The organism is Methylobacterium mesophilicum SR1.6/6 (assembly GCF_000364445.2).
Lineage (GTDB): Bacteria > Pseudomonadota > Alphaproteobacteria > Rhizobiales > Beijerinckiaceae > Methylobacterium > Methylobacterium mesophilicum_A.
The window spans coordinates 435,815-454,051 of the sequence record NZ_CP043538.1 but is presented as its reverse complement, the minus strand read 5'-3'; the positions used below and the strand labels follow the sequence as shown (position 1 = coordinate 454,051).

Here is an 18,237-nt window from a genome sequence, read left to right as displayed (position 1 = left end):
CGTTTAGCATGGCCTAAATTCATCCCAAACAGAAGGCTGCGCCTTGGGTATAGTTTGGCGCTTCATCGGTATGAATTGGTGTGCTGCCGAACAAAAATTCAGCCAAATATCGATAATTAGAAATTCTACTATTGAAAACTAACCTATATTTTTCAATAAAATTCCACAAAAGCTAGCCCAATCGTCCATCAAGTCACGTCGCTTATCGAACAAGTCACCCCGTCTATACGCCCGCTCGACCTTCGATTCGACGACATGCGCCAGCGCCATCTCCACGACTTCGGATGGATAGTGCGTGGTTTCGCTAGCCCAATCCCGAAATGAGGATCGAAAGCCGTGAACGGTCAGGTCGCCCCGGTCCATGCGCCGTAACAGCACCAACATCGCCATGTTGCTGAGTGGGCGACCATATCGGCCGCCGGGAAAGACAAATTCGCTGGTACGCACCATGGCCATTTCAGCCAAGATCGTTTGCGTGGCGGCAGTGAGAGGCACTCGATGCTCAACACCGCCCTTCATCCGTTCGGCCGGCACAGTCCAGATTCCAGCAGCTAGGTCGAACTCGCACCACCGGGCACCGAGCGCTTCGCCGGTGCGCGCAGCGGTTAGGACCGTGAACATCAGGAGTCGCGCTGCGATGCCCGGTTGCTCGGCGACGCGTCGCAGGAAGTCCGGCACCTCAGCGAAGGGCAGGGCAGGGTGGTGGATGACGCGCTGAATTTTCGTTTTGCGGGGCAGGAGGTTCTGAAGATGCCCTCGCCAACGCGCCGGGTTTTCACCAGCTCGGAAACCCCGGGCCTTTGCCCAATCGAGGATCGACTCGATTCGACCACGCACGCGGACGGCGGTTTCTGGCTTCGTGGTCCAGATCGGCTCGATCGCCTTAATCACGAGACCAGTATCGATCGCTTGAACCGACAAATCACCGAAGATGGGATGCACGTAAGCTTCGAGGGTGGCGAGCCACTGGGCTCCGTGTTTCTCGTTTCGCCAGCCCGCCTTGTGTGATTCGATGTAGGCTGCGGCGCATTGCCGAAAGGTCATGGCACGCGCTGATTCGAGGGCCGCCGCTTGGCGCTGCTGACGGCGAGCTTCGATTGGGTCGATTCCCTCGTAGCAGAGCTTGCGGCACATCAGAGCTTTGTCACGTGCTTCGGCCAACGAGAACGTGCCAGCCGAGCCAAGGCCCATCTCGCGCGATTTACCCCGCAGCGTAAAACGGAAGATCCAGCTCTTGGCACCGTTGCCAGTTACCTGAAGCCACAAGCCACCTCCGTCCCCATACATGCCGGGGACCTTGAGCTTCATGACGCCAAGGGCAGTAAGCTTAGCCGGCACGACATTTACACCCACCCCGCTACCCACATCATAATCGCCGATTTGGCCAAACACCAGCGGACCGTCTCGGACGATCAATCCAAGAAACGCCTACTGATTAAAGGGCTTAATGGACAAACGCGGACTTAGGTGGATGCGTCTTTGGCGGAAGCGGATGGGAATCGAACCCACCGTACGCTGTTGGCGTACCACTGGTTTTGAAGACCAGGAGGGCCACCAGACCCCGTTCGCCTCCGGTTCCGGGGTTATGGCCCACCGCGGGCAGGGTCAAGATCCGGCCGGCCGCGGGCCGCCGCCCAGAGTGGAGGAGCGCGCAAAGGTCGCGCCCCTCAGGGTCCGCGCTCGTCCAGCGCAACCGCGGGGGCGACCGACCTCCCGGTGCGGGCCGAGATATGGGCCGCCTCCAGGCATGCCATCACCCGCACCGCCTCCAGCGCCGCATCGTCGACCGGGCCGCGCAGCAGCGTCTCCGCCACCCTCCGGTAGAACAGCCGCTGATCCCCGGCCACGGCGGGCATGCGCGTCACCGCACCCGAACCGTCGTGCATCTCCAGCTCGTCCGGATCCGCGCCCCATCCCGGCGCGCCCGGGGCCAGTCCGGCCAGCAACTGCCCCTCCTGCGGATCGGCACGGTGCTTGATCAGGCTGCCGCCCTCGCCGTGGACCACGAAGCGGGGCGATCCGCCGGCGACCAGCATGCTCGCGTGCAGCACCACCCGCAGGCCCGGATAGTCCAGCACCGCGTGGGCCCAATCGTCGGACCGCGCGCCGTTCCGGAGCTGTGCGAGGTTCGCGGTCACCCGATCGGGCAGGCCGAAGAGCTGGAGCGCCTGATCCACGAGGTGCGGGCCGAGATCGTACCAGATCCCGCTGCCGGGCCCGGCATTCTCCCGCCACCGGTCGCGCACGCGGGGTCGGAACCGGTCGAAATGGGATTCGAGATGCCGCACCGGGCCGATCACGCCCGCGTCGATCGCCCTGCGGACGGTCAGGAAGTCGCTGTCCCAACGGCGGTTGTGGAAGACCGCGAGCAGCCGGTCCCGGCTCCGCGCCGCCGCGCGCAGGGCGCGGGCCTCGGCCAGATCGAGGGTGAAGGGCTTGTCGACGACGACGTGCTTGCCCGCCGCCAGGGCAGCCCGCGCCAGGGGGGCATGACTGTGGTTGGGTGCGGCGATCACCACGAGATCGACGGCTTCCGACCCGGCGACGGCGTTCGGGTCGGGGACCACCGTCACGCCGGGGAGGTCGGCCTCGACCTTGGCGGGATCGCGCGAGCCGATCATGCGGAGTTCGAGGCCCGCGACGGACCGGATCAGCGGCGCGTGGAAGGTCCGGCCGGAATATCCGTAGCCGATGAGGCCGACGCGGATCGCGGCGCTCACCGCCCCGCCCCGCAGGCGCGGCCCCGGGGCAGCGCCATCACCGGCACGATTGCCACGCGGTCGCCCATGCGACGCCCCCTCCGGTCGATCGAGAGTATATGCGAGACGCCATCTAGCGTGGCCCCAGTTGTCGCACGACAGATTTTACGATCGGCGCGCGATATCATCCGCTGCTAGGCCAACGCTCGTTCAGGATCTTCTCGCAGCCGGACCGCGTATTCAATCTCCCGAGACGCAGACACTTCGGATTGCCCTGAACGATCGGGCCGAGACCGGGCATGTCAACACGCCCCCCTTTCGGCCGGAGGGTAGCCCCAAGAGGTCCTCCGCCATACGGATGTGCTCCGTCCGCTGCCGCACGCTGCGACGGATTGCCGAGCCGGCCGTGGCCGCCCGGTCCGAATTCGTATTAATTCCGCCACACTGTTGTGGCCCTGCACCAGTCATGCCGTTCCTGAGACGCTCACGGACAGAGGAAGGCCCGTCGACCGACCCCGAGGGGATCGGCGAGGGGGTGGGCCCCGACGCGTCGCTGGCGGAGTCCCTGCGTCCCGGACCGCGCGGTCCGGGCTGGATCGGCGCCGCCATGGTGATCATCGCCCTGGTCTCGGCGCTGGCAACCTTTCTGATCCTGGCCGGCGTGATCCGGGTGACGCCGACGCCCGCCTACGGCGTGACGCTGCTCGCCATCAACGCCGTCCTGGTGCTCGGCCTCGCCGTCATCATCGCCTGGGAGGCGCGGGTCTTCCTGCACGCCCGCAAGGCCAACGCCGCGGTGGCGCGGCTGCACACCCGCATCGTCGGCCTGTTCTCGCTGATCGCGATCCTGCCGACGATCCTGCTCGCCGTGGTGGCGTCCGTGACGATCGACCGGGGCCTGTCGCTCGGCTTCACCGACCGGGTCCGCGACGTGGTGCTGAAATCCGTGGAGGTGGCCGACGCCTACCAGGAGAACCAGTGCCAGAGCCTCGCCCGCGAGATCCGCATCCTCGCCGACGACCTCACCCGCGCGCGGCCGAACTTCGACGTCAACCGGGACTGGTTCCAGACCTTCCTGACCACCCGGGCGACCAATCTCGGTCTGCCGGTGGCGCAGATCATGCGCGGGCCCACCGAGGTGGTGGCCCGGGCCAAGATCGACGTCCTGAAGACGAACCGCCTGCCCTCGGCAGCGGCCTTCGAGGACGCGGCGAACTCCGCCGACCCGATCTGCCTGCTGCCCACGGAGGGCCGGGTCTTCGCCGCGCTGCTGCGCATGCCGGCCTACGACGACGCCGTGCTGATGGTGCAGCGGGAGGTGAGCCAGCTCGCCATCGACTTCCCCGGCGTGTCGCGGGCGGCGGCGGCCGAGTACCTCACCTACGACTCCCTGCGCCGCTCGATCCAGATCACCTTCGCGTCGGTGTTCCTGCTGATCGCGCTGATCGCGCTCCTGTCGGCGGTGTGGTTCGGCATGAACTTCGCCAACCGCTTCGTGGCGCCGATCCGGCGGCTGATCAACGCCGCCGACCAAGTGGCGTCGGGCAATTTCTACGCCCAGGTGCCGACCAAGAAGACCAGCGGCGACCTCGCCCATCTCGGCGAGAGTTTCAACAAGATGACCCAGGAGCTGCGCCGCCAGCATGCCGGCCTGATCGCCGCGAGCGACCTGATCGACACCCGCCGCCGCTTCACCGAGGCCGTGCTGTCGGGCGTCTCGCCGGGGGTGATCGGCCTCGACGCGGCGGGCTTCGTCACCATCGCCAACCCGGCCGCCGAGCGGATGCTCGACCTCCCCAGCGACGCGCTGGTCGGCCAGCCGCTGGCCCGCGCGGTGCCGGAGCTCGCCCCCGTGCTCGCCGAGAGCGAGGCGCGCCCGCGCAGCCTGCAGCAGCAGCAGGTCCAGCTCACCCGCTCGCGGGGCGAGCGCACCATCACGGTGCGGGTCACGAGCGAGCAGGCGCAGGGGGCTTCCCGCGGCTCGGTGGTGACGCTCGACGACATCACCGACCTCGTCCAGGCGCAGCGCAGCTCCGCCTGGGGCGACGTGGCGCGCCGCATCGCCCACGAGATCAAGAACCCGCTGACCCCGATCCAGCTCTCTGCCGAGCGGATCCGGCGCAAGTACGGGAAGGTCATCACCGCCGACAAGGAGGTGTTCGACCAGTGCACCGCCACGATTGTCCGGCAGGTGGACGAGATCAAGCGCATGGTCGACGAGTTCTCGGCCTTCGCGCGGATGCCCAAGCCCGCCATCGCGCCGAACGACCTCACCGAGATCGCCAAGCAGAACCTGTTCATGATGCGGGTCGCGCACCCGGACATCGACTTCGCGTTCTCGGCTCAGAGCGGGGCCGGCGGATCCGAAAAAATTGTCGCGGCTTTCGACATAAGGCTGCTCAGCCAGGTGATCACCAACATCCTCAAGAACGCCGTCGAGGCGGTGGCCGAGGTACCGGAGGCCGAGCTCGGCAAGGGCAAGATCTCGCTCAGCCTCGCCGTCGAGGACGGGTTCGCGGTGATCGCCGTCACCGACAACGGCAAGGGTTTCCCCGCCGAGGGCCGCCAGCGGCTGCTCGAGCCCTACATGACCACCCGCGAGGGTGGGACGGGGCTGGGGCTTGCCATCGTGAGCAAGGTGCTTGAGGAGCACGGCGGCGGGATCGAGCTGAACGACAATCCCGCCGGCCGCGGCGGCCAGGTGCGGATGCGGGTCCCGCGCGAGCACGGGCCCGAGCCGGCGGCGGCGCCGTCTGAAACCCTACCTGTCACGACAGAGGAGAAGGGCGCCGCGTCGACGGCCCCCCGGATCGCGGAGATGCACGCATGAGCGCCGATATCCTGATCGTCGACGACGAGGCCGACATCCGCGACCTCGTCGCCGGGATCCTGGACGACGAGGGCCACCGCTGCCGCACGGCCGGCGGCTCGGACGAGGCGCTCGCCGCCATCGAGGCGCGCCGGCCGCACCTCGTCTTCCTCGACATCTGGCTGCAGGGCTCCCGGCTCGACGGCCTGCAGGTGCTCGACCTGATCAAGGCGGCGAACCCCGACCTGCCGGTGGTGATGATCTCGGGCCACGGCAACATCGAGACCGCGGTCTCGGCCATCAAGGCGGGCGCCTACGACTTCATCGAGAAGCCGTTCAAGGCGGACCGGCTGATCCTGGTGGCCGAGCGGGCGCTGGAGGCCTCGCGGCTCCGGCGGGAGGTCCGCGACCTGACGGCGCGCTCCGGCGCCACCAACCGGATCGTCGGCGCGTCGCTCGCCATCAACCAGCTGCGCCAGACCCTCGACCGGGTGGCGCCGACCAACGCCCGGGTGATGATCACCGGGGCGCTGGGCTCCGGCAAGGAGCTCGCGGCGCGCAGCCTGCACAAGGCCTCGGCCCGCTCGAACGGCCCGTTCGTGCTGTTGAACGCCGCCGCGATCCTGCCCGAGACCATGGAGGCGGAGCTGTTCGGGGTCGAGGGCGAGAGCGGCCGGCGGGTCGGCGCCCTGGAGGAAGCCCATGGCGGCACCCTCTACCTCGACGAGGTCGCCGACATGCCGCGGGAGACCCAGAACCGGATCCTGCGCGTCCTCGTCGACCAGAACTTCCAGCGGGTCGGCGGCACCACCCGGGTGCATGTCGACGTGCGCATCATCTCGTCCTCATCCCGGGATCTTCAGGAGGAGATCGCCGCGGGCCGGTTCCGGGAGGACCTGTTCCACCGCCTGTCGGTGGTGCCGATCCGGGTGCCGGCCCTGTCGGAGCGCCGGGAGGACGTGCCCGAGCTGATCCAGTTCTTCATGGACAACATCTCGTCCCAGACCGGCCTGCCCAAGCGCCGGATCGCCGAGGACGCGATGGCGGTGCTGCAGTCGCACAACTGGCCCGGCAACGTCCGCCAGCTCAAGAACAACGTCGAGCGGCTGATGATCCTGACCCAGGCCGACCCGGAGCAGGAGGTCACCTCGGAGATGCTGCCCTCCGAGATCGGCGCCCTGGTGCCGACGACGCCGGGCGGCGCGGGCGGCGAGAAGCTGATGAGCCTCGCGCTCCGGGAGGCCCGCGAGATCTTCGAGCGGGAGTACCTCGTGGCGCAGATCGCGCGGTTCTCCGGCAACATCTCGCGCACCGCCGAGTTCATCGGCATGGAGCGCTCGGCCCTGCACCGTAAGTTGAAATCCCTCGGCATCGGTCCGTGAGACGGGCGGCCGGGGGGATGCGGTGAGAGCGGTGCCGATCCGTCACGGATGAGGCCGGCGCGGGGGTTGCTTGCGCCCACGCTTTCACCAGATCATGGTGCTTGTATACACAGCCGCGGTCGGGAAGGTCGGACGATCCGGCGCGCGGCAGACCCATCCCGGACGGAGCGAGCCGGGACAACAAGAAGGCCAAGAAGATGGCGGGCGAACGCGCACAGAACCTTCAGGACACCTTTCTCAATCATGTCCGCAAGAACAAGATCCCGCTGACCATCTTCCTCGTCAACGGCGTCAAGCTCCAGGGCGTGGTGACGTGGTTCGACAATTTCTGCGTGCTGCTGCGCCGGGACGGGCACTCGCAGCTGGTCTACAAGCACGCGATCTCCACGATCATGCCGGGCCACCCGGTGCAGCTGTTCGAGCCGGACGAGACCGCCGAGAAGGCGTGAGTTTTCGCTGGGGTTGGGGCGAGGTAGATCCGCGCGTCTCCTCCCCTTGCAAAGGTTACGATATTCACACGTCTGGGTCTGAGACCAACGCTCTGAAAAATGGGCGCTTTTCCCTCCCCCTTGTGGGGAGGGTCCAGGGGTGGGGTGGTGCAGAAGGCACCGCACCGCTCGATCCTGCACCACCCCCACCTCCAACTCCTCCCCACAAGGGGGAGGAGAGCGCGCGTCGGTCAAGGATGCGAATCTGCGAGCCCGGCGAGGGGAGGAAGGACGTGCGCAATCCGCGCCCTCGCGGATATCCGCTGCGTTTCCGGCCCCAAGCCTTGGCCCGGCCCGCCCGCATCCCCATTCTGACGGATCCGACCTCTCGAACGAAGCCGCCGGCCGACCGGCGGTGCCAAAGGCCGTATGACCGAAACGCTGACGTCCGGCGAAGCCCGCCTCCAGGCGCAGGCCGCCCCCGAGGGCGAGATCGCCGCGGCGACCCACACCCTGGTGATCGGCCCCTACCTCGCGCGGGGCGCCGCGGGAGCCGGGCACGGACCGGTGACGCCCACGCGCTCCGTGGAGGCCCGCCTCGACGAGGCGACCGGGCTCGCCGCCGCGATCGAGCTCGACGTGGTCGAGAGCCTCGCCGTCAGCCTGCCGCGGATCCGCCCCTCCACCTATCTCGGCAAGGGCCGGGTCGAGGAGATCGCCGGCCTGATCCGCGCCCGCGAGATCGGCCTCGTCGTGATGGACTGCGCCCTCTCGCCCGTGCAGCAGCGCAACCTCGAGAAGGCCTGGGGCGCCAAGGTCATCGACCGCACCGGCCTGATCCTGGAGATCTTCGGCCGGCGCGCCTCCACGCGCGAGGGCACGCTCCAGGTGGAGCACGCGCACCTCGCCTACCAGAAGTCCCGGCTCGTCCGATCCTGGACCCATCTGGAGCGTCAGCGCGGCGGCTTCGGCTTCCTGGGCGGCCCCGGCGAGACCCAGATCGAGGCCGACCGGCGCATGATCCAGGAGCGCATGACCCGGATCGAGCGCGATCTCGACGCGGTGGTGCGCACCCGCGGCCTGCACCGGCAGAGCCGCGCACGGGTGCCGTACCCGATCGTCGCGCTGGTGGGCTACACGAACGCCGGCAAGTCGAGCCTGTTCAACGCCCTGACCCGCGCCGAGGTCACCGCCAAGGACATGCTGTTCGCCACCCTCGACCCCACCGCCCGGGCGACCAAGCTGCCCCACGGCGAGACCGTGATCCTGTCCGACACGGTGGGCTTCATCTCCGACCTGCCGACGCCGCTGATCGCGGCCTTCCGGGCGACGCTGGAGGATGCCATCGAGGCCGACGTGCTGCTCCACGTGCGCGACGTCGCCCACGTCGATTCCGAGGCGCAGGCCGAGGATGTCGGCGAGGTCCTGCGGGAGCTCGGCATCGAGACCACGGCGGACCGGATCATCGAGGTCTGGAACAAGGCCGACCTCCTCGACGACGACGAGCGCACCCGGCTCCTGAACCTCAGCGGCCAGGCCAAGGCCCGCAACGACCGCGACAGCGCCGCGCCGGTCCTGGTCTCGGCCCTGACCGGGGAGGGGCTCGCCGCCCTCGCCAGCCGGATCGAGGCGCGGATCGGGCGCAACCGCGCGAGCTTCGCGGTGTCGCTGCCCCCGGAGGACGGGGCGGCGCTGAACTGGCTCTACGAGAACGCCGAGATCCTCGACCGCCGGTCGGAGGCCGACGGCACCCTGCACCTCGCGGTCCGGATCGCCCCCGAGAAGGAGCCGCGCTTCCTCAACCGCTTCGCGGCGGCCCGGCGCCTCGGCCGGGGCGGTTGATGGCCTCGGGCAGCGCCGGCAACCCGACGCTCGCCGCGCTGCAGTCCGCGCGGTCTCCGGCCGAGGGCCGCGCGGAACCGGGATCCGACGACGCGGCGGTGCTGCGGGCGATGCAGGCCGGCGGCGGCCTGCGCCTGCTCGGCCTCCGGGTGGTGATCGTGCTGGTGCTGCTGATGGCGGCGCAGGCCTATGACGGCTCGCTCCACGCCCTGAGCCACTGGTTCATCCTCGGCCTCTACGGCCTCGGCACGGTCTGGTTCGGGCTCCGGGAGCGGGGCGGCGGCCCCGCGGCCAACGCCTACAGCTGGGCCGGCACCGGGCTCAACGCCGGGCTCGCCGTCTACGTGATCATCGAGCACATGATGGCCGGGGGCGGGGCGGGCCTCGGCGCCGACGCGGTGAGCCGCCTGCCCGCCTTCCTGCTCCTGCTCCAGACCGGCCTGAGCATGCGGGTGGCCCAGACCCTGGTGTTCTGCGGGCTGGTCACGGTCTGCTGGAGCGCGGCCTTCCTGGTCGGGCTGGTGCATCCGGACCTGTTCCCCAACGCCGACACCTTCCCGACCGCGCAGATCACCGGGCTCGCCACCTTCATGGCGGCGGGCCTCCTGGTGATCGACGGCATGATCCGCCTGCGCGCCGCGGTGGCCCGGGCTCTGCGCATGGAGCACGAGCGGACCCAGCTCGCCCGGTTCGTGCCCGACACGGTCGCCCTCGACCTCGCCGCCGAGGACGGCGATTCCGGCCTCGGGATCCACCGGCGCCACGCCTGCCTGATGATCCTCGACATCCGCGGCTTCTCCCGGCTCTCCCGCGAGCACCCGCCCGAGGCCATGGTGAAGGCCCTGCTGGCGGTCCGGGCGGCCGCGCAGGCGGCGGTGGCGGAGCAGGGCGGCCTGGTCGACAAGTATATCGGCGACGCCGTGCTGGTGCAGTTCGTGCTCGACCGGCCCGACGCCCAGGCGCGCGCGGCTCTGGCCTGCGCCCTGTCGATCCGGGACCGGATCGCCGCCCTCAACGCCGAGCGGGCGCGGGAGGGGCTGTTCACCGTGCGGGTCGTGGTCGCCCTGCACGCGGGCGACCTCCTGGTCGGCGTCTTCGACGACGGGGTGCGGGCCGAGTACACGGTGCTGGGTCCGGCGATGAACGCCCTGGCGCGGATCGAGACGCAGGCCAAGGCGGCCGAGATCGCGCTCGCCGCCTCGGGGGATTTCATGGATCTGCTCGAGGGAACGCTGCCGGTGGGGATCCGGGCCGTCCCGGTGCCGCAGGCGGTGCTGCCCGGACCGCTGACCCTGTTCGCCATCGCGGAGTGAGCGGGCCCGATCGGACAGCGCCGACGTTCCCTGCCGCAGGATGCCGCGGCACGATCCCCGGCCGCGCCGGAACCGGGCCGATTTTAATCCGTTCGGTCCGCGCGGCGCTGGGTCGCGGAGAGACATTCGTCCCATGAACAAGATCATCCTCGGCGCGACGCTCGCGCTCGGCCTCGTCCTCGGCGCCGCGAGCCCGAGCCTCGCCTCGCCGGGCGACGGCCTCGACCGGAACGCCGCCGCGCAGGGCAACGGCCGCTTCGGCGGCATGCACCGCAACGCCCGGATGGAATCGCGGATGATGCGGCACCGCGCCCACCGGATGCACCGGCATCACCGTTACCATCGCCATCACCGCTGACGGGTCCGGACCGGTTCCGGCTCCGCGGGCTTTCGGGGACGTCGTCATCGTCGACGGCGGCGGGCGAAGCGGCATCCGCTACGCCCGCCGCGGGCCACCGTCGCGGAAGCTGCGGCCGGTCGATCGGGGCGCGCCGCTAGAGCCGAGACCGATCGCGGTACAATCGAGACACGACACAAGACCGGGAAGCTCTCGGACCGGTCATCCCACCCACCACCTCATCCTGAGGTGCCGGAGCGGAGCGGAGGACTCGAAGGAGCCCTCCAGAAGCCTGCGCGATCCCTGGAGCCCGCCTTCGAGGCCCGCTGACGCGGTCACCTCAGGATGAGGGGGTTTGAGTGGATCGACTTAGTACAGCGCATTGTCGTGTACCATGCGCGTCGCAATCAGGCGCGGCTCTAAGCCTTTGTCGTGGCGCGCTCTCGCCGAACCGGTCTCCACTTCGGCGGAGAGCGCGCCAAGCCCTCCGCCTCACCACTTGTAGCTCAGGCTCGCCGTGACCCGCCGCGCCTCGCCGTAGAAGCAGGCGTTGATCGACGTGCAGGACGAGACGAAGCGCTTGTCGAAGATGTTCGCGGCGTTGATGGCGAAGCGCCAGTTGCCGCTGGTGTAGTGGACCAGCGTGTCGAACAGGACCCGCTCCGGCACCTTCAGCGTGTTGTCGGTGTTGGCGAAGGAGGACCCGACGTAGCGCACGCCGCCGCCGAAGCCGAAGCCCGCGAATTCGCCCGTGGGGATCGTGTAGTCGCCGAACACCGACGCGAAGGTCTGCGGCACGCCCGCGGGCGTCCGGCCGACATTGTCGCCCCGCTCGATCTTCAGGTCATAGGTCGTCACCGAGGCGACCACGTTGAGCTCCGGCGTGAGGCTCGCCGTGAGCGAGCCCTCGAAGCCCCGCGAGCGCGTCAGCCCGAGCTGGAGCGAGTTGAAGACGTTGTTCGGGTCGGTGGTGAGCGAGTTGTTGAGGGCGAGGTCGAAGAACGCGGCCGTGACGAACAGGTTCGTCCCCGGCGGCTCGTACTTCACGCCGGCCTCGTACTGCTCGCCCGTGGTCGGCTTGAACGGCTGGCTGAACGCGTTCGTGCCCACCTGCGGGTTGAACGAGGTCGCGTAGGAGACGTACGGCGCGAGGCCGAAGTCGAAGTTGTAGATCAGCGCGAAGCGCTCGGTGGCCGCGTTGGCGTTCTGGGTCGTGCGGGAGATCGGGCTGGCGAGCTTGTTGTTGACCTCGTTGGTGGTGAAGTCGCCGCGGCCGGAGGCGATCAGGGTCAGCTGCGGCGTGAGCTTGATCTGATCCTGCACGTAGAGGCCGGTCTGCTGGAACTGGTCGAAGTTGATGAGGTAGGGTGAGACCGGCCCGGCGGGGCTGACGAAGTTCGGCGCCGCGAGGTTGAACGGGTCGACGCCGAAGAACGTGCCCTGATTGTCGTTCAGGCTGAAATACTTGTAGTCGACGCCCATCAGGAAGGTGTGGGCGAACAGGCCGTCGTCGAACCGCGCGATCGCCTGGGTGTCGACGTTGAACTGGCGCGCCGTCGAGGCCGCCTGGAAACGGTAGCGGCTGAGCTGGGTCTGCGTGACCGGGTCGACGTATCCGATGCCGCCGCTGAGGGAGTTGTCGTAGGATTGCGAGATCGCGTAGCGGGCGTTCTGGCGCACCGTCCAGACGTCGTTGAAGACGTGCTCGAACTCGTAGCCGATGAAGGCCTGGGTGCGCCGGTACCGGTTCTGGATGTTGTCCTGGGTGTTGTACGAGCGCGGGATGCGCAGGCCCTCGGCCTGCGGGCGCACGGTGCCGTAATAGGGCAGGAACGCGTTGATGCGGCCGGTCTCGTCGTGCTGGAAGCTCGACAGGATCGTGAAGGTCGTGGCCCCGTCGGGCTTGTAGGTGAAGGACGGCGCGATGTAGCCGCGGTTGTCCTCGACGCCGTCGACCTGGGTGCCGCCGTTCCGCCCGATGGCGGTCAGGCGGTAGAACCAGTGCCCCTCCGCGTCGGCCGGGCCGCCGAGGTCGAAGGCGAGGTACTTCTGCCCGAAGGAGCCGCCGCCGGCCTCGATGTAGCGCAGCGGGTCGAGGGGCGGGCGCTTGGACACGAGGTTGACGACGCCGCCCGGATTGCCGGCGCCGAACAGCACGGCGGCGGGTCCGCGCAGCACCTCGATGCGCTCCAGGCCGAACGTCTCCAGCTGGAAGCCGCCGAAGCCGAAGTTCAGAAGTTGCAGCCCGTCCTTGTAGAGTCCGGTGTCGTTGGTGGTGAAGCCGCGGATCAGGAAGAAGTCCTGGCGGGTATCCGGGCCGAAGGGGCTGCCGAACACGCCCGGCGCGTACTGGATCGCCTCCGAGACCGACTGGGGCTTCTGGGCGTCGAGCTGCTGGCGCCCGATCACGGTGATCGATTGCGGCGTCTCGATCAGCGGCGTGTCGGTCTTGGTGGCGGTGAGCGAGCGCTTGGCGACGAAGCCGGTGATCGGCCCACGCGGATCCTCCCGCACCGGTCCGGCGACGACCGGCCCGCCCTGGCCGGTGACGCTCAGCTCCTCGAGCTGCACGCTTCCCTGCGCGGTCTGGTTGGCCGGGTTGTTCGCCCGGGGGCGCGGCGGCGTCGCGTCCTGGGCAAAGCTCGGCGCAGCCTGGACCAGGACGGCGAGCGAGGCGCCGGCAAGGAGGGCACGCAGGGCGCCGGAACGGGGGTGAGCGACTCTCATGGGACCTGGCCGTGTGCGACGAAGCGGGCAGCCGGCCGCACGCGCCGGAACCGGTCCCGACGTCGCTGCCGCGCTGTTTAGAATTGTGCTAAACTGCTGGGGGGATTGATTTTTCTTCAACCCGGAGTACGCGCAGCCACGCTTCATCGCAAGCGGCCCTCGCGCTTCAGGCGACGGCTGTTGCCGTGGCGACACGCCTCGGTAGCGAAGGCCGGCAGCCCGAAAGGTCAGGCACGTGTCAGGGGACGCGACGGTCCGGAACCGGCGCGCGATCGGCCTACCGGCCCGGCCTACCGCGCCCGGCCCGCGATCCAGCCGGCCAGCAGATCCGCCAAGGCATCGCTGTTGGTCTCCAGCATCATCATGTGGCCGTTGCCGTTCAGGCCCCGGTCGGCCAGCCGGATCACGTCGGGCTTGGCGCCGGCCTGGGCCAGGAAGGCGACCGTGCAGGCATCGTAGGTGGCGTGGAACGAGGCCTCCGCGGTCACCACCACGGTCGGCACCTTGGCGAGGTTCGGCAGGGTCCGGGCCGGCTCGCCCTGCAGCCAGCAGCGCACGGCCCCGTCGGCCGTCGCCTTGGCCTGCTGCGCCACGATCAGGTCCTCGGGCGCCTTGACGGGCGGATCGAAGGTCAGGGGCATGCGGGTCAGCCCGTAGGCGCGGGCGCGCCCGTCCCCGGCCTTCTCCCAGAAGTCCTTGCCGCCGCGGAACTGAACGTCGAAGAAGGGCGGCCCGCTCGGCTCGACCGCCACATGCGCCTTCACGAGGTCGGGCCGGGCGTCCGAGGCCGCCCAGCCGAACAGGGCCGCCTGGCCGTGGGTGAGCAGGATCGCCGGCCCGACCTTCTCGAGGAGCGCCACCAGGGCGGGGTCGACCAGCTCCTCGGTCTGCTGGCTGTTGGCCAGGAACGGGACCTGGCTGGCGAAGAACTGGTCGAACCCGGCATTGCCCTGCACGCCGGCCCCGCCCGGCCAGCGATTGTGGAGCTTGGCCTGCGGGTAGAGGTCGTAGACCTCGGGCGCCGTGTGGGTCCGCTCCAGGCTGCGGGTGCCCAGCCGGTCGTAGGGTCCGTAGACCTCCGGGTTGGTGCCCGAGCGCCCGCGTCCCACCTGATCGACCACGTAGACCTGGTAGCCTCTCTCGACGAAGCGCTGCACCCAGCCCGGGCGGCCGTCCGCGGTGGCGAGGAAGTTCACGCCGGTCTGGGCGAGGCCGTGGACCATCACCACCGGGTAGGCTTGCGTGATCCGGGCCGGGGTGCGGGACTGCACGAACATCTGGCCGACCATCACGGTCTTGTCGCCGAGCTTCTCGTAGCGGCCGCCGATGTAGAAGTAGCCCGCCCGGGTCACCGGCTCGCCCGGCTCCTGCGCCGTGGCCTGCACCGTCGCCTGCGACGGGCCCTGAGGTCCCCCCAGGGCGGCGGGCCGGGCCTGCGAGGTCGCCTGGGCCGGTATCTGGGCCGGTATCTGGGCCGGGACCGTCCCCTGGGCCAGCGCCGCCCCTGCCGCCAAGGTGATTCCCAGGATCACCCCTTGAGCGGCGAGCAACGCCACCCGGGCGCCGTTCGCGATGCCGTTGCCGGCCATGCCGTCCCTCCCGGATGCGCCCTGCTCCGCGCGGGCGCTTATTGCGGGAAACGCAACGCTCGGCCAACCGGGAAAGCTGCACCGCCCCGCACGTCAGGTCCGAATATCGCGCCCGGCCTTCGCGCATCCGGCAACCACGATCCCGGCCGAGCCCGAACCCAGGCGCATGCCTGGCGCGACCACGGCGACGCTGGCGTCGGCGCGGCGGAGCACCCACCTTGCAGATCGGACGCCCGATGCGGCGCCCCCGCCCGGACAGCCCGGGCGGGACCGAACCAAGGACTCCAAGCCGTGGATCCCGCAACCGCCAAGACCCTGGTCTCCGCCGCCCTGGTCGCCTCCATCGCCCTGTTCAGCCTGGTGTCGTTCCAGGCGTTCTTCGCCCAGATCGCGGCCGACCTGCGTGCCGCCCGGGCCGTGCGGATCCCGGTCCGGGCCGACCGCCGGGATCCCCCGCAGGCCTGACCGCAGGCCTTACGCCTCGTCCTCAGGCCTCATCCTGCCGGGCGCGCTCGCGCAGGAGGAATTTCTGCACCTTGCCGGTCGAGGTCTTCGGCAATTCGCCGAAGACCACGTGGCGGGGGAGCTTGTAGGAGGCGAGACGCCCCCGGCACCACTGGATCAGCTCGTCGGCGCTGGGCGAGGTGCCGGGCTTCAGCTCCACGAAGGCGCAGGGCGTCTCGCCCCATTTCGGGTCCGGCTTGGCCACCACCGCGGCGGCGGCCACCGCCGGGTGCTTGAACAGGGCATCCTCGACCTCGATCGACGAGATGTTCTCGCCCCCCGAGATGATGATGTCCTTCGAGCGGTCCTTGAGCTGGACGTAGCCGTCCGGGTGCTTCACCCCGAGGTCGCCGGTGCGGAACCAGCCGCCCTTGAAGGCCGCCTCCGTGGCCGCCGGGTTCTTGAGGTAGCCGCGCATCACCACGTTGCCGCGCATCATCACCTCGCCGATCGTGCTCCCGTCGGCGGGCACCGGCTCCAGCGTCTCCGGGTCGCGCACGTCGAGGGCCTCCAGCACCGGGTAGCGCACGCCCTGGCGCGCCTTCCTGGCCGCCCGCTGGTCCGCCGCGAGCGCGTCCCAGTCGGCGTGCCAGGCGTTGACCACCGCCGGGCCGTAGCTCTCGGTCAGACCGTACAGGTGGGTGACGTCGAATCCGGCCTCCGACATGCCGGCGAGCACCGCCTCGGGGGCGGGGCCGCGGCGGTGAAGAAGGCGACGCGCGTCCGCAGGTCCCGGCGCTCGGCGTCGGAAGCGTTGATCAGCATCTGCATGACGATCGGCGCGCCGCAGAGATGCGTGACCCCGTGCTCGGCCATCAGCCGGTACATCGCCTCGGCCCGCACCTGCCGCAGGCAGACATGGGTCCCGGCCACGACCGACAGGGTCCAGGGGAAGCACCAGCCGTTGCAGTGGAACATCGGCAGGGTCCAGAGATAGACCGGGTGCTGGCCGAGCCCGCCCGTGATGACGTTTCCGAGCGCGAGCAGCGCCGCGCCGCGGTGGTGGTAGACCACGCCCTTCGGGTCGCCCGTGGTGCCGGACGTGTAGTTCAGCGTGATCGCGTCCCACTCGTCGCCGGGCAGCTGCCAGTCGTGCTCCGGGTCGCCGCCGGCCAGGAAGGCCTCGTAGTCGGTCTCGCCCAGGCGGGCGCCGGGGCCGTCGTATTCCGGATCGTCGACGTCGATCACGAAGGGTTTCGCCGCGAGGCCCTCGAGGGCCGCGGCGGCCGTCCGGGCGAATTCCCGGTCGGTGATCAGCACCTTGGCCTCGCCGTGCTCCAGGCAGAAGCGGATCGCCTCGGCGTCGAGGCGGGTGTTGAGGGTGTTGAGCACCGCGCCGGTCATCGGCACGCCGTAGTGGCACTCGATCATCTCGGGCGTGTTGGCGAGCAGGGCCGCCACGGTGTCGCCGCGGCCGATCCCGCGTCCGACCAGCGCCGAGGCGAGGCGGCGGGCCCGGGCGTAGAGGTCCCGGTAGGGCCGCCGCAGGGCGCCGTGGATCACCGCCACGTGGTCGGGAAAGACCCGCGCCGCCCGGTCGAGGTAGAGCAGGGGCGTCAGCGGCTGGTGGTTGGCCGGCACGCGGTCGAGGTCGCGGTCGTAGATCGTGTCGCGGGCCATTCCCGTCCTCCCGGCAAAGTCTTTCCGCAAGTCTTTGCCGGGACAGTAGCTTGCCGGGCCGGGCGCGATCAATCGAGGGCGCGCGGCGCCGTCAGGGGCGCGTCCGGGGGCTCAGTGGCGCGGCTCGTCCTCGGGCTCGGGCAGGAAGCGGGCGAGTTCGAAGCCGATCTCGATCATCAGGTGCTCGATCCGGTCCGTGAGCGCCGGCCGGTTGAGGGCGCGGGCGAGGTCGCGCAGGGCGATGATGTGCTCCGCCATCCGGTTCACGACGCGCTCGCTCTGCACGAGGTTGGCCGCCTGCTCCTCCGTCCGGTCGATGGCGATGCCCCGGCCCCGGGTCGCCCCGCCGGCGGGGTCGCGCTCGATCCGGCCGCGCAGCAGCAGGGTGCGGATGCCAGTCCGGGTGTCGCGGGTCCGGAATTCCGCCTCCATGGGGCCGCCGGTCTCGGCCACCGCGTGCAGGTAGCTCTCGATGCGGATGCGATCCTCGGGATGGGTGCGGTCGAGGAAGGCTTCGAGAGGCACGCCGGCCGCGGCCTTCTCCGGGTCGAGGCCGAGCAGACCCGCCAGGGAGGCCGAGAGCGCCAGCTGTCCGGCCCAGATATCGTGGACCCACGTTCCGACCACGCCGGAGGCGTCCAGGACGGATTGCGGGATCGGGGCTTCGGCCATGCCATTCCTCGCCGGGACATCCATTGTCTTTAAACTTGAGGTATTCACCTCCGACACGCTCCTCAGGCCAGCCCTGTCTACGCTACGGTATTCGAACGGCGCTGGAAAGGCTGTTAACCCATTCTGTGCCGAAAATCTTAACCTGAAGTTTAGATACCTGCCCAGCTTTCCACCCGAATCCGTGTCGCCGGCGCGAGTGGCGATCTTAACGGGTCGTTAACCATGATGGCCCCACCGTGCGTCGGGGCATCCTTGGGTCACAGGATCGCGGCAGGCCGCGAATCTCGACACCTGAGGTTGACCCGCTCGGCGCGC

The 18,237-nt window shown here is 69.5% G+C and carries 13 protein-coding genes, 1 tRNA gene and 1 pseudogene; 7 read left to right on the top strand and 8 right to left on the bottom strand.

The features are described 5' to 3' along the window. Positions 1–138: 138 nt before the first annotated feature. From MMSR116_RS02145 to MMSR116_RS02135, 3 genes are all read right to left on the bottom strand, one after another. Entirely contained in the window at positions 139–1,338 is a 1,200-nt protein-coding gene (locus MMSR116_RS02145) for a phage integrase central domain-containing protein (protein ID WP_039894453.1), read from the bottom strand. 142 nt (positions 1,339–1,480) lie between these two features. Then, positions 1,481–1,573, bottom strand: a tRNA-Sec gene (locus MMSR116_RS02140). Between the two features lie 94 nt (positions 1,574–1,667). After that, on the bottom strand, positions 1,668–2,720 hold the full coding sequence (locus tag MMSR116_RS02135; RefSeq protein ID WP_010686470.1) for an oxidoreductase: 1,053 nt from the start codon (positions 2,718–2,720) through the stop codon (positions 1,668–1,670). Positions 2,721–3,165: 445 nt separating this feature from the next. Between MMSR116_RS02135 and MMSR116_RS02130 the strand changes: the two genes are divergently transcribed. From MMSR116_RS02130 to MMSR116_RS02105, 6 genes are all read left to right on the top strand, one after another. Then, positions 3,166–5,529, top strand: coding sequence for a sensor histidine kinase NtrY-like (locus MMSR116_RS02130; RefSeq protein WP_039894451.1), 2,364 nt, complete (start codon positions 3,166–3,168; stop codon positions 5,527–5,529). Then, positions 5,526–6,890, top strand: coding sequence for a sigma-54-dependent transcriptional regulator (locus MMSR116_RS02125; protein ID WP_010686468.1), 1,365 nt, complete (start codon positions 5,526–5,528; stop codon positions 6,888–6,890). Before MMSR116_RS02130 ends, MMSR116_RS02125 begins: the two co-directional genes overlap by 4 nt. Before the next feature lie 197 nt (positions 6,891–7,087). Continuing rightward, positions 7,088–7,339, top strand: coding sequence for an RNA chaperone Hfq (hfq, locus tag MMSR116_RS02120; RefSeq protein ID WP_007563033.1), 252 nt, complete (start codon positions 7,088–7,090; stop codon positions 7,337–7,339). A gap of 408 nt (positions 7,340–7,747) precedes the next feature. After that, the gene (gene hflX / locus MMSR116_RS02115) at positions 7,748–9,160 is read left to right on the top strand and encodes a GTPase HflX (RefSeq protein ID WP_010686467.1); all 1,413 of its coding nucleotides are present in this window, start codon (positions 7,748–7,750) and stop codon (positions 9,158–9,160) included. Beyond that, positions 9,160–10,473 (top strand): adenylate/guanylate cyclase domain-containing protein, encoded by a 1,314-nt coding sequence (locus MMSR116_RS02110; RefSeq protein WP_010686466.1) that lies wholly within the window; start codon positions 9,160–9,162, stop codon positions 10,471–10,473. Before hflX ends, MMSR116_RS02110 begins: the two co-directional genes overlap by 1 nt. 133 nt (positions 10,474–10,606) lie before the next feature. Further along, on the top strand, positions 10,607–10,831 hold the full coding sequence (locus tag MMSR116_RS02105) for a hypothetical protein (protein ID WP_010686465.1): 225 nt from the start codon (positions 10,607–10,609) through the stop codon (positions 10,829–10,831). A 471-nt stretch (positions 10,832–11,302) separates the two neighbouring features. On the opposite strand, the gene MMSR116_RS02100 is transcribed toward MMSR116_RS02105, so the two are convergent. Further along, on the bottom strand, positions 11,303–13,537 hold the full coding sequence (locus tag MMSR116_RS02100; protein ID WP_010686464.1) for a TonB-dependent siderophore receptor: 2,235 nt from the start codon (positions 13,535–13,537) through the stop codon (positions 11,303–11,305). Between the two features lie 290 nt (positions 13,538–13,827). Next, positions 13,828–15,126 (bottom strand): alpha/beta hydrolase, encoded by a 1,299-nt coding sequence (locus MMSR116_RS02095; protein WP_010686463.1) that lies wholly within the window; start codon positions 15,124–15,126, stop codon positions 13,828–13,830. Between the two features lie 291 nt (positions 15,127–15,417). Here MMSR116_RS02095 and MMSR116_RS31255 point away from each other — a divergent pair, with 291 nt between their 5' ends. Then, positions 15,418–15,591 (top strand): hypothetical protein, encoded by a 174-nt coding sequence (locus tag MMSR116_RS31255; RefSeq protein ID WP_010686462.1) that lies wholly within the window; start codon positions 15,418–15,420, stop codon positions 15,589–15,591. Positions 15,592–15,613: 22 nt separating this feature from the next. On the opposite strand, the gene MMSR116_RS32440 is transcribed toward MMSR116_RS31255, so the two are convergent. The 3 genes and pseudogenes from MMSR116_RS32440 to MMSR116_RS02085 form a co-directional block, all read right to left on the bottom strand. Further along, a complete protein-coding gene (locus MMSR116_RS32440) occupies positions 15,614–16,048 on the bottom strand; it encodes an AMP-binding enzyme (RefSeq protein WP_432419898.1) in 435 nt (144 codons plus the stop codon). A 45-nt stretch (positions 16,049–16,093) separates the two neighbouring features. After that, positions 16,094–17,250 (bottom strand): annotated as a pseudogene (locus MMSR116_RS02090) (AMP-binding protein); the annotation flags it as partial. A 111-nt stretch (positions 17,251–17,361) separates the two neighbouring features. Next, the gene (locus MMSR116_RS02085) at positions 17,362–17,922 is read right to left on the bottom strand and encodes a PAS domain-containing protein (protein WP_039894448.1); all 561 of its coding nucleotides are present in this window, start codon (positions 17,920–17,922) and stop codon (positions 17,362–17,364) included. Between the last annotated feature and the right edge of the window lie 315 nt (positions 17,923–18,237).

Excerpts from the sequence above, each read along its gene's own strand:
- MMSR116_RS02130 (WP_039894451.1), top strand. The coding sequence starts at position 3,166 with ATGCCGTTCCTGAGACGCTCACGGACAGAGGAAGGCCCGTCGACCGAC.
- MMSR116_RS02125 (WP_010686468.1), top strand. The coding sequence starts at position 5,526 with ATGAGCGCCGATATCCTGATCGTCGACGACGAGGCCGACATCCGCGAC.
- hfq (WP_007563033.1), top strand. The coding sequence starts at position 7,088 with ATGGCGGGCGAACGCGCACAGAACCTTCAGGACACCTTTCTCAATCAT.
- hflX (WP_010686467.1), top strand. The coding sequence starts at position 7,748 with ATGACCGAAACGCTGACGTCCGGCGAAGCCCGCCTCCAGGCGCAGGCC.
- MMSR116_RS02110 (WP_010686466.1), top strand. The coding sequence starts at position 9,160 with ATGGCCTCGGGCAGCGCCGGCAACCCGACGCTCGCCGCGCTGCAGTCC.
- MMSR116_RS02105 (WP_010686465.1), top strand. The coding sequence starts at position 10,607 with ATGAACAAGATCATCCTCGGCGCGACGCTCGCGCTCGGCCTCGTCCTC.
- MMSR116_RS02100 (WP_010686464.1), bottom strand. The coding sequence starts at position 13,537 with ATGAGAGTCGCTCACCCCCGTTCCGGCGCCCTGCGTGCCCTCCTTGCC.
- MMSR116_RS02095 (WP_010686463.1), bottom strand. The coding sequence starts at position 15,126 with ATGGCCGGCAACGGCATCGCGAACGGCGCCCGGGTGGCGTTGCTCGCC.
- MMSR116_RS32440 (WP_432419898.1), bottom strand. The coding sequence starts at position 16,048 with ATGCGCGGCTACCTCAAGAACCCGGCGGCCACGGAGGCGGCCTTCAAG.
- MMSR116_RS02085 (WP_039894448.1), bottom strand. The coding sequence starts at position 17,922 with ATGGCCGAAGCCCCGATCCCGCAATCCGTCCTGGACGCCTCCGGCGTG.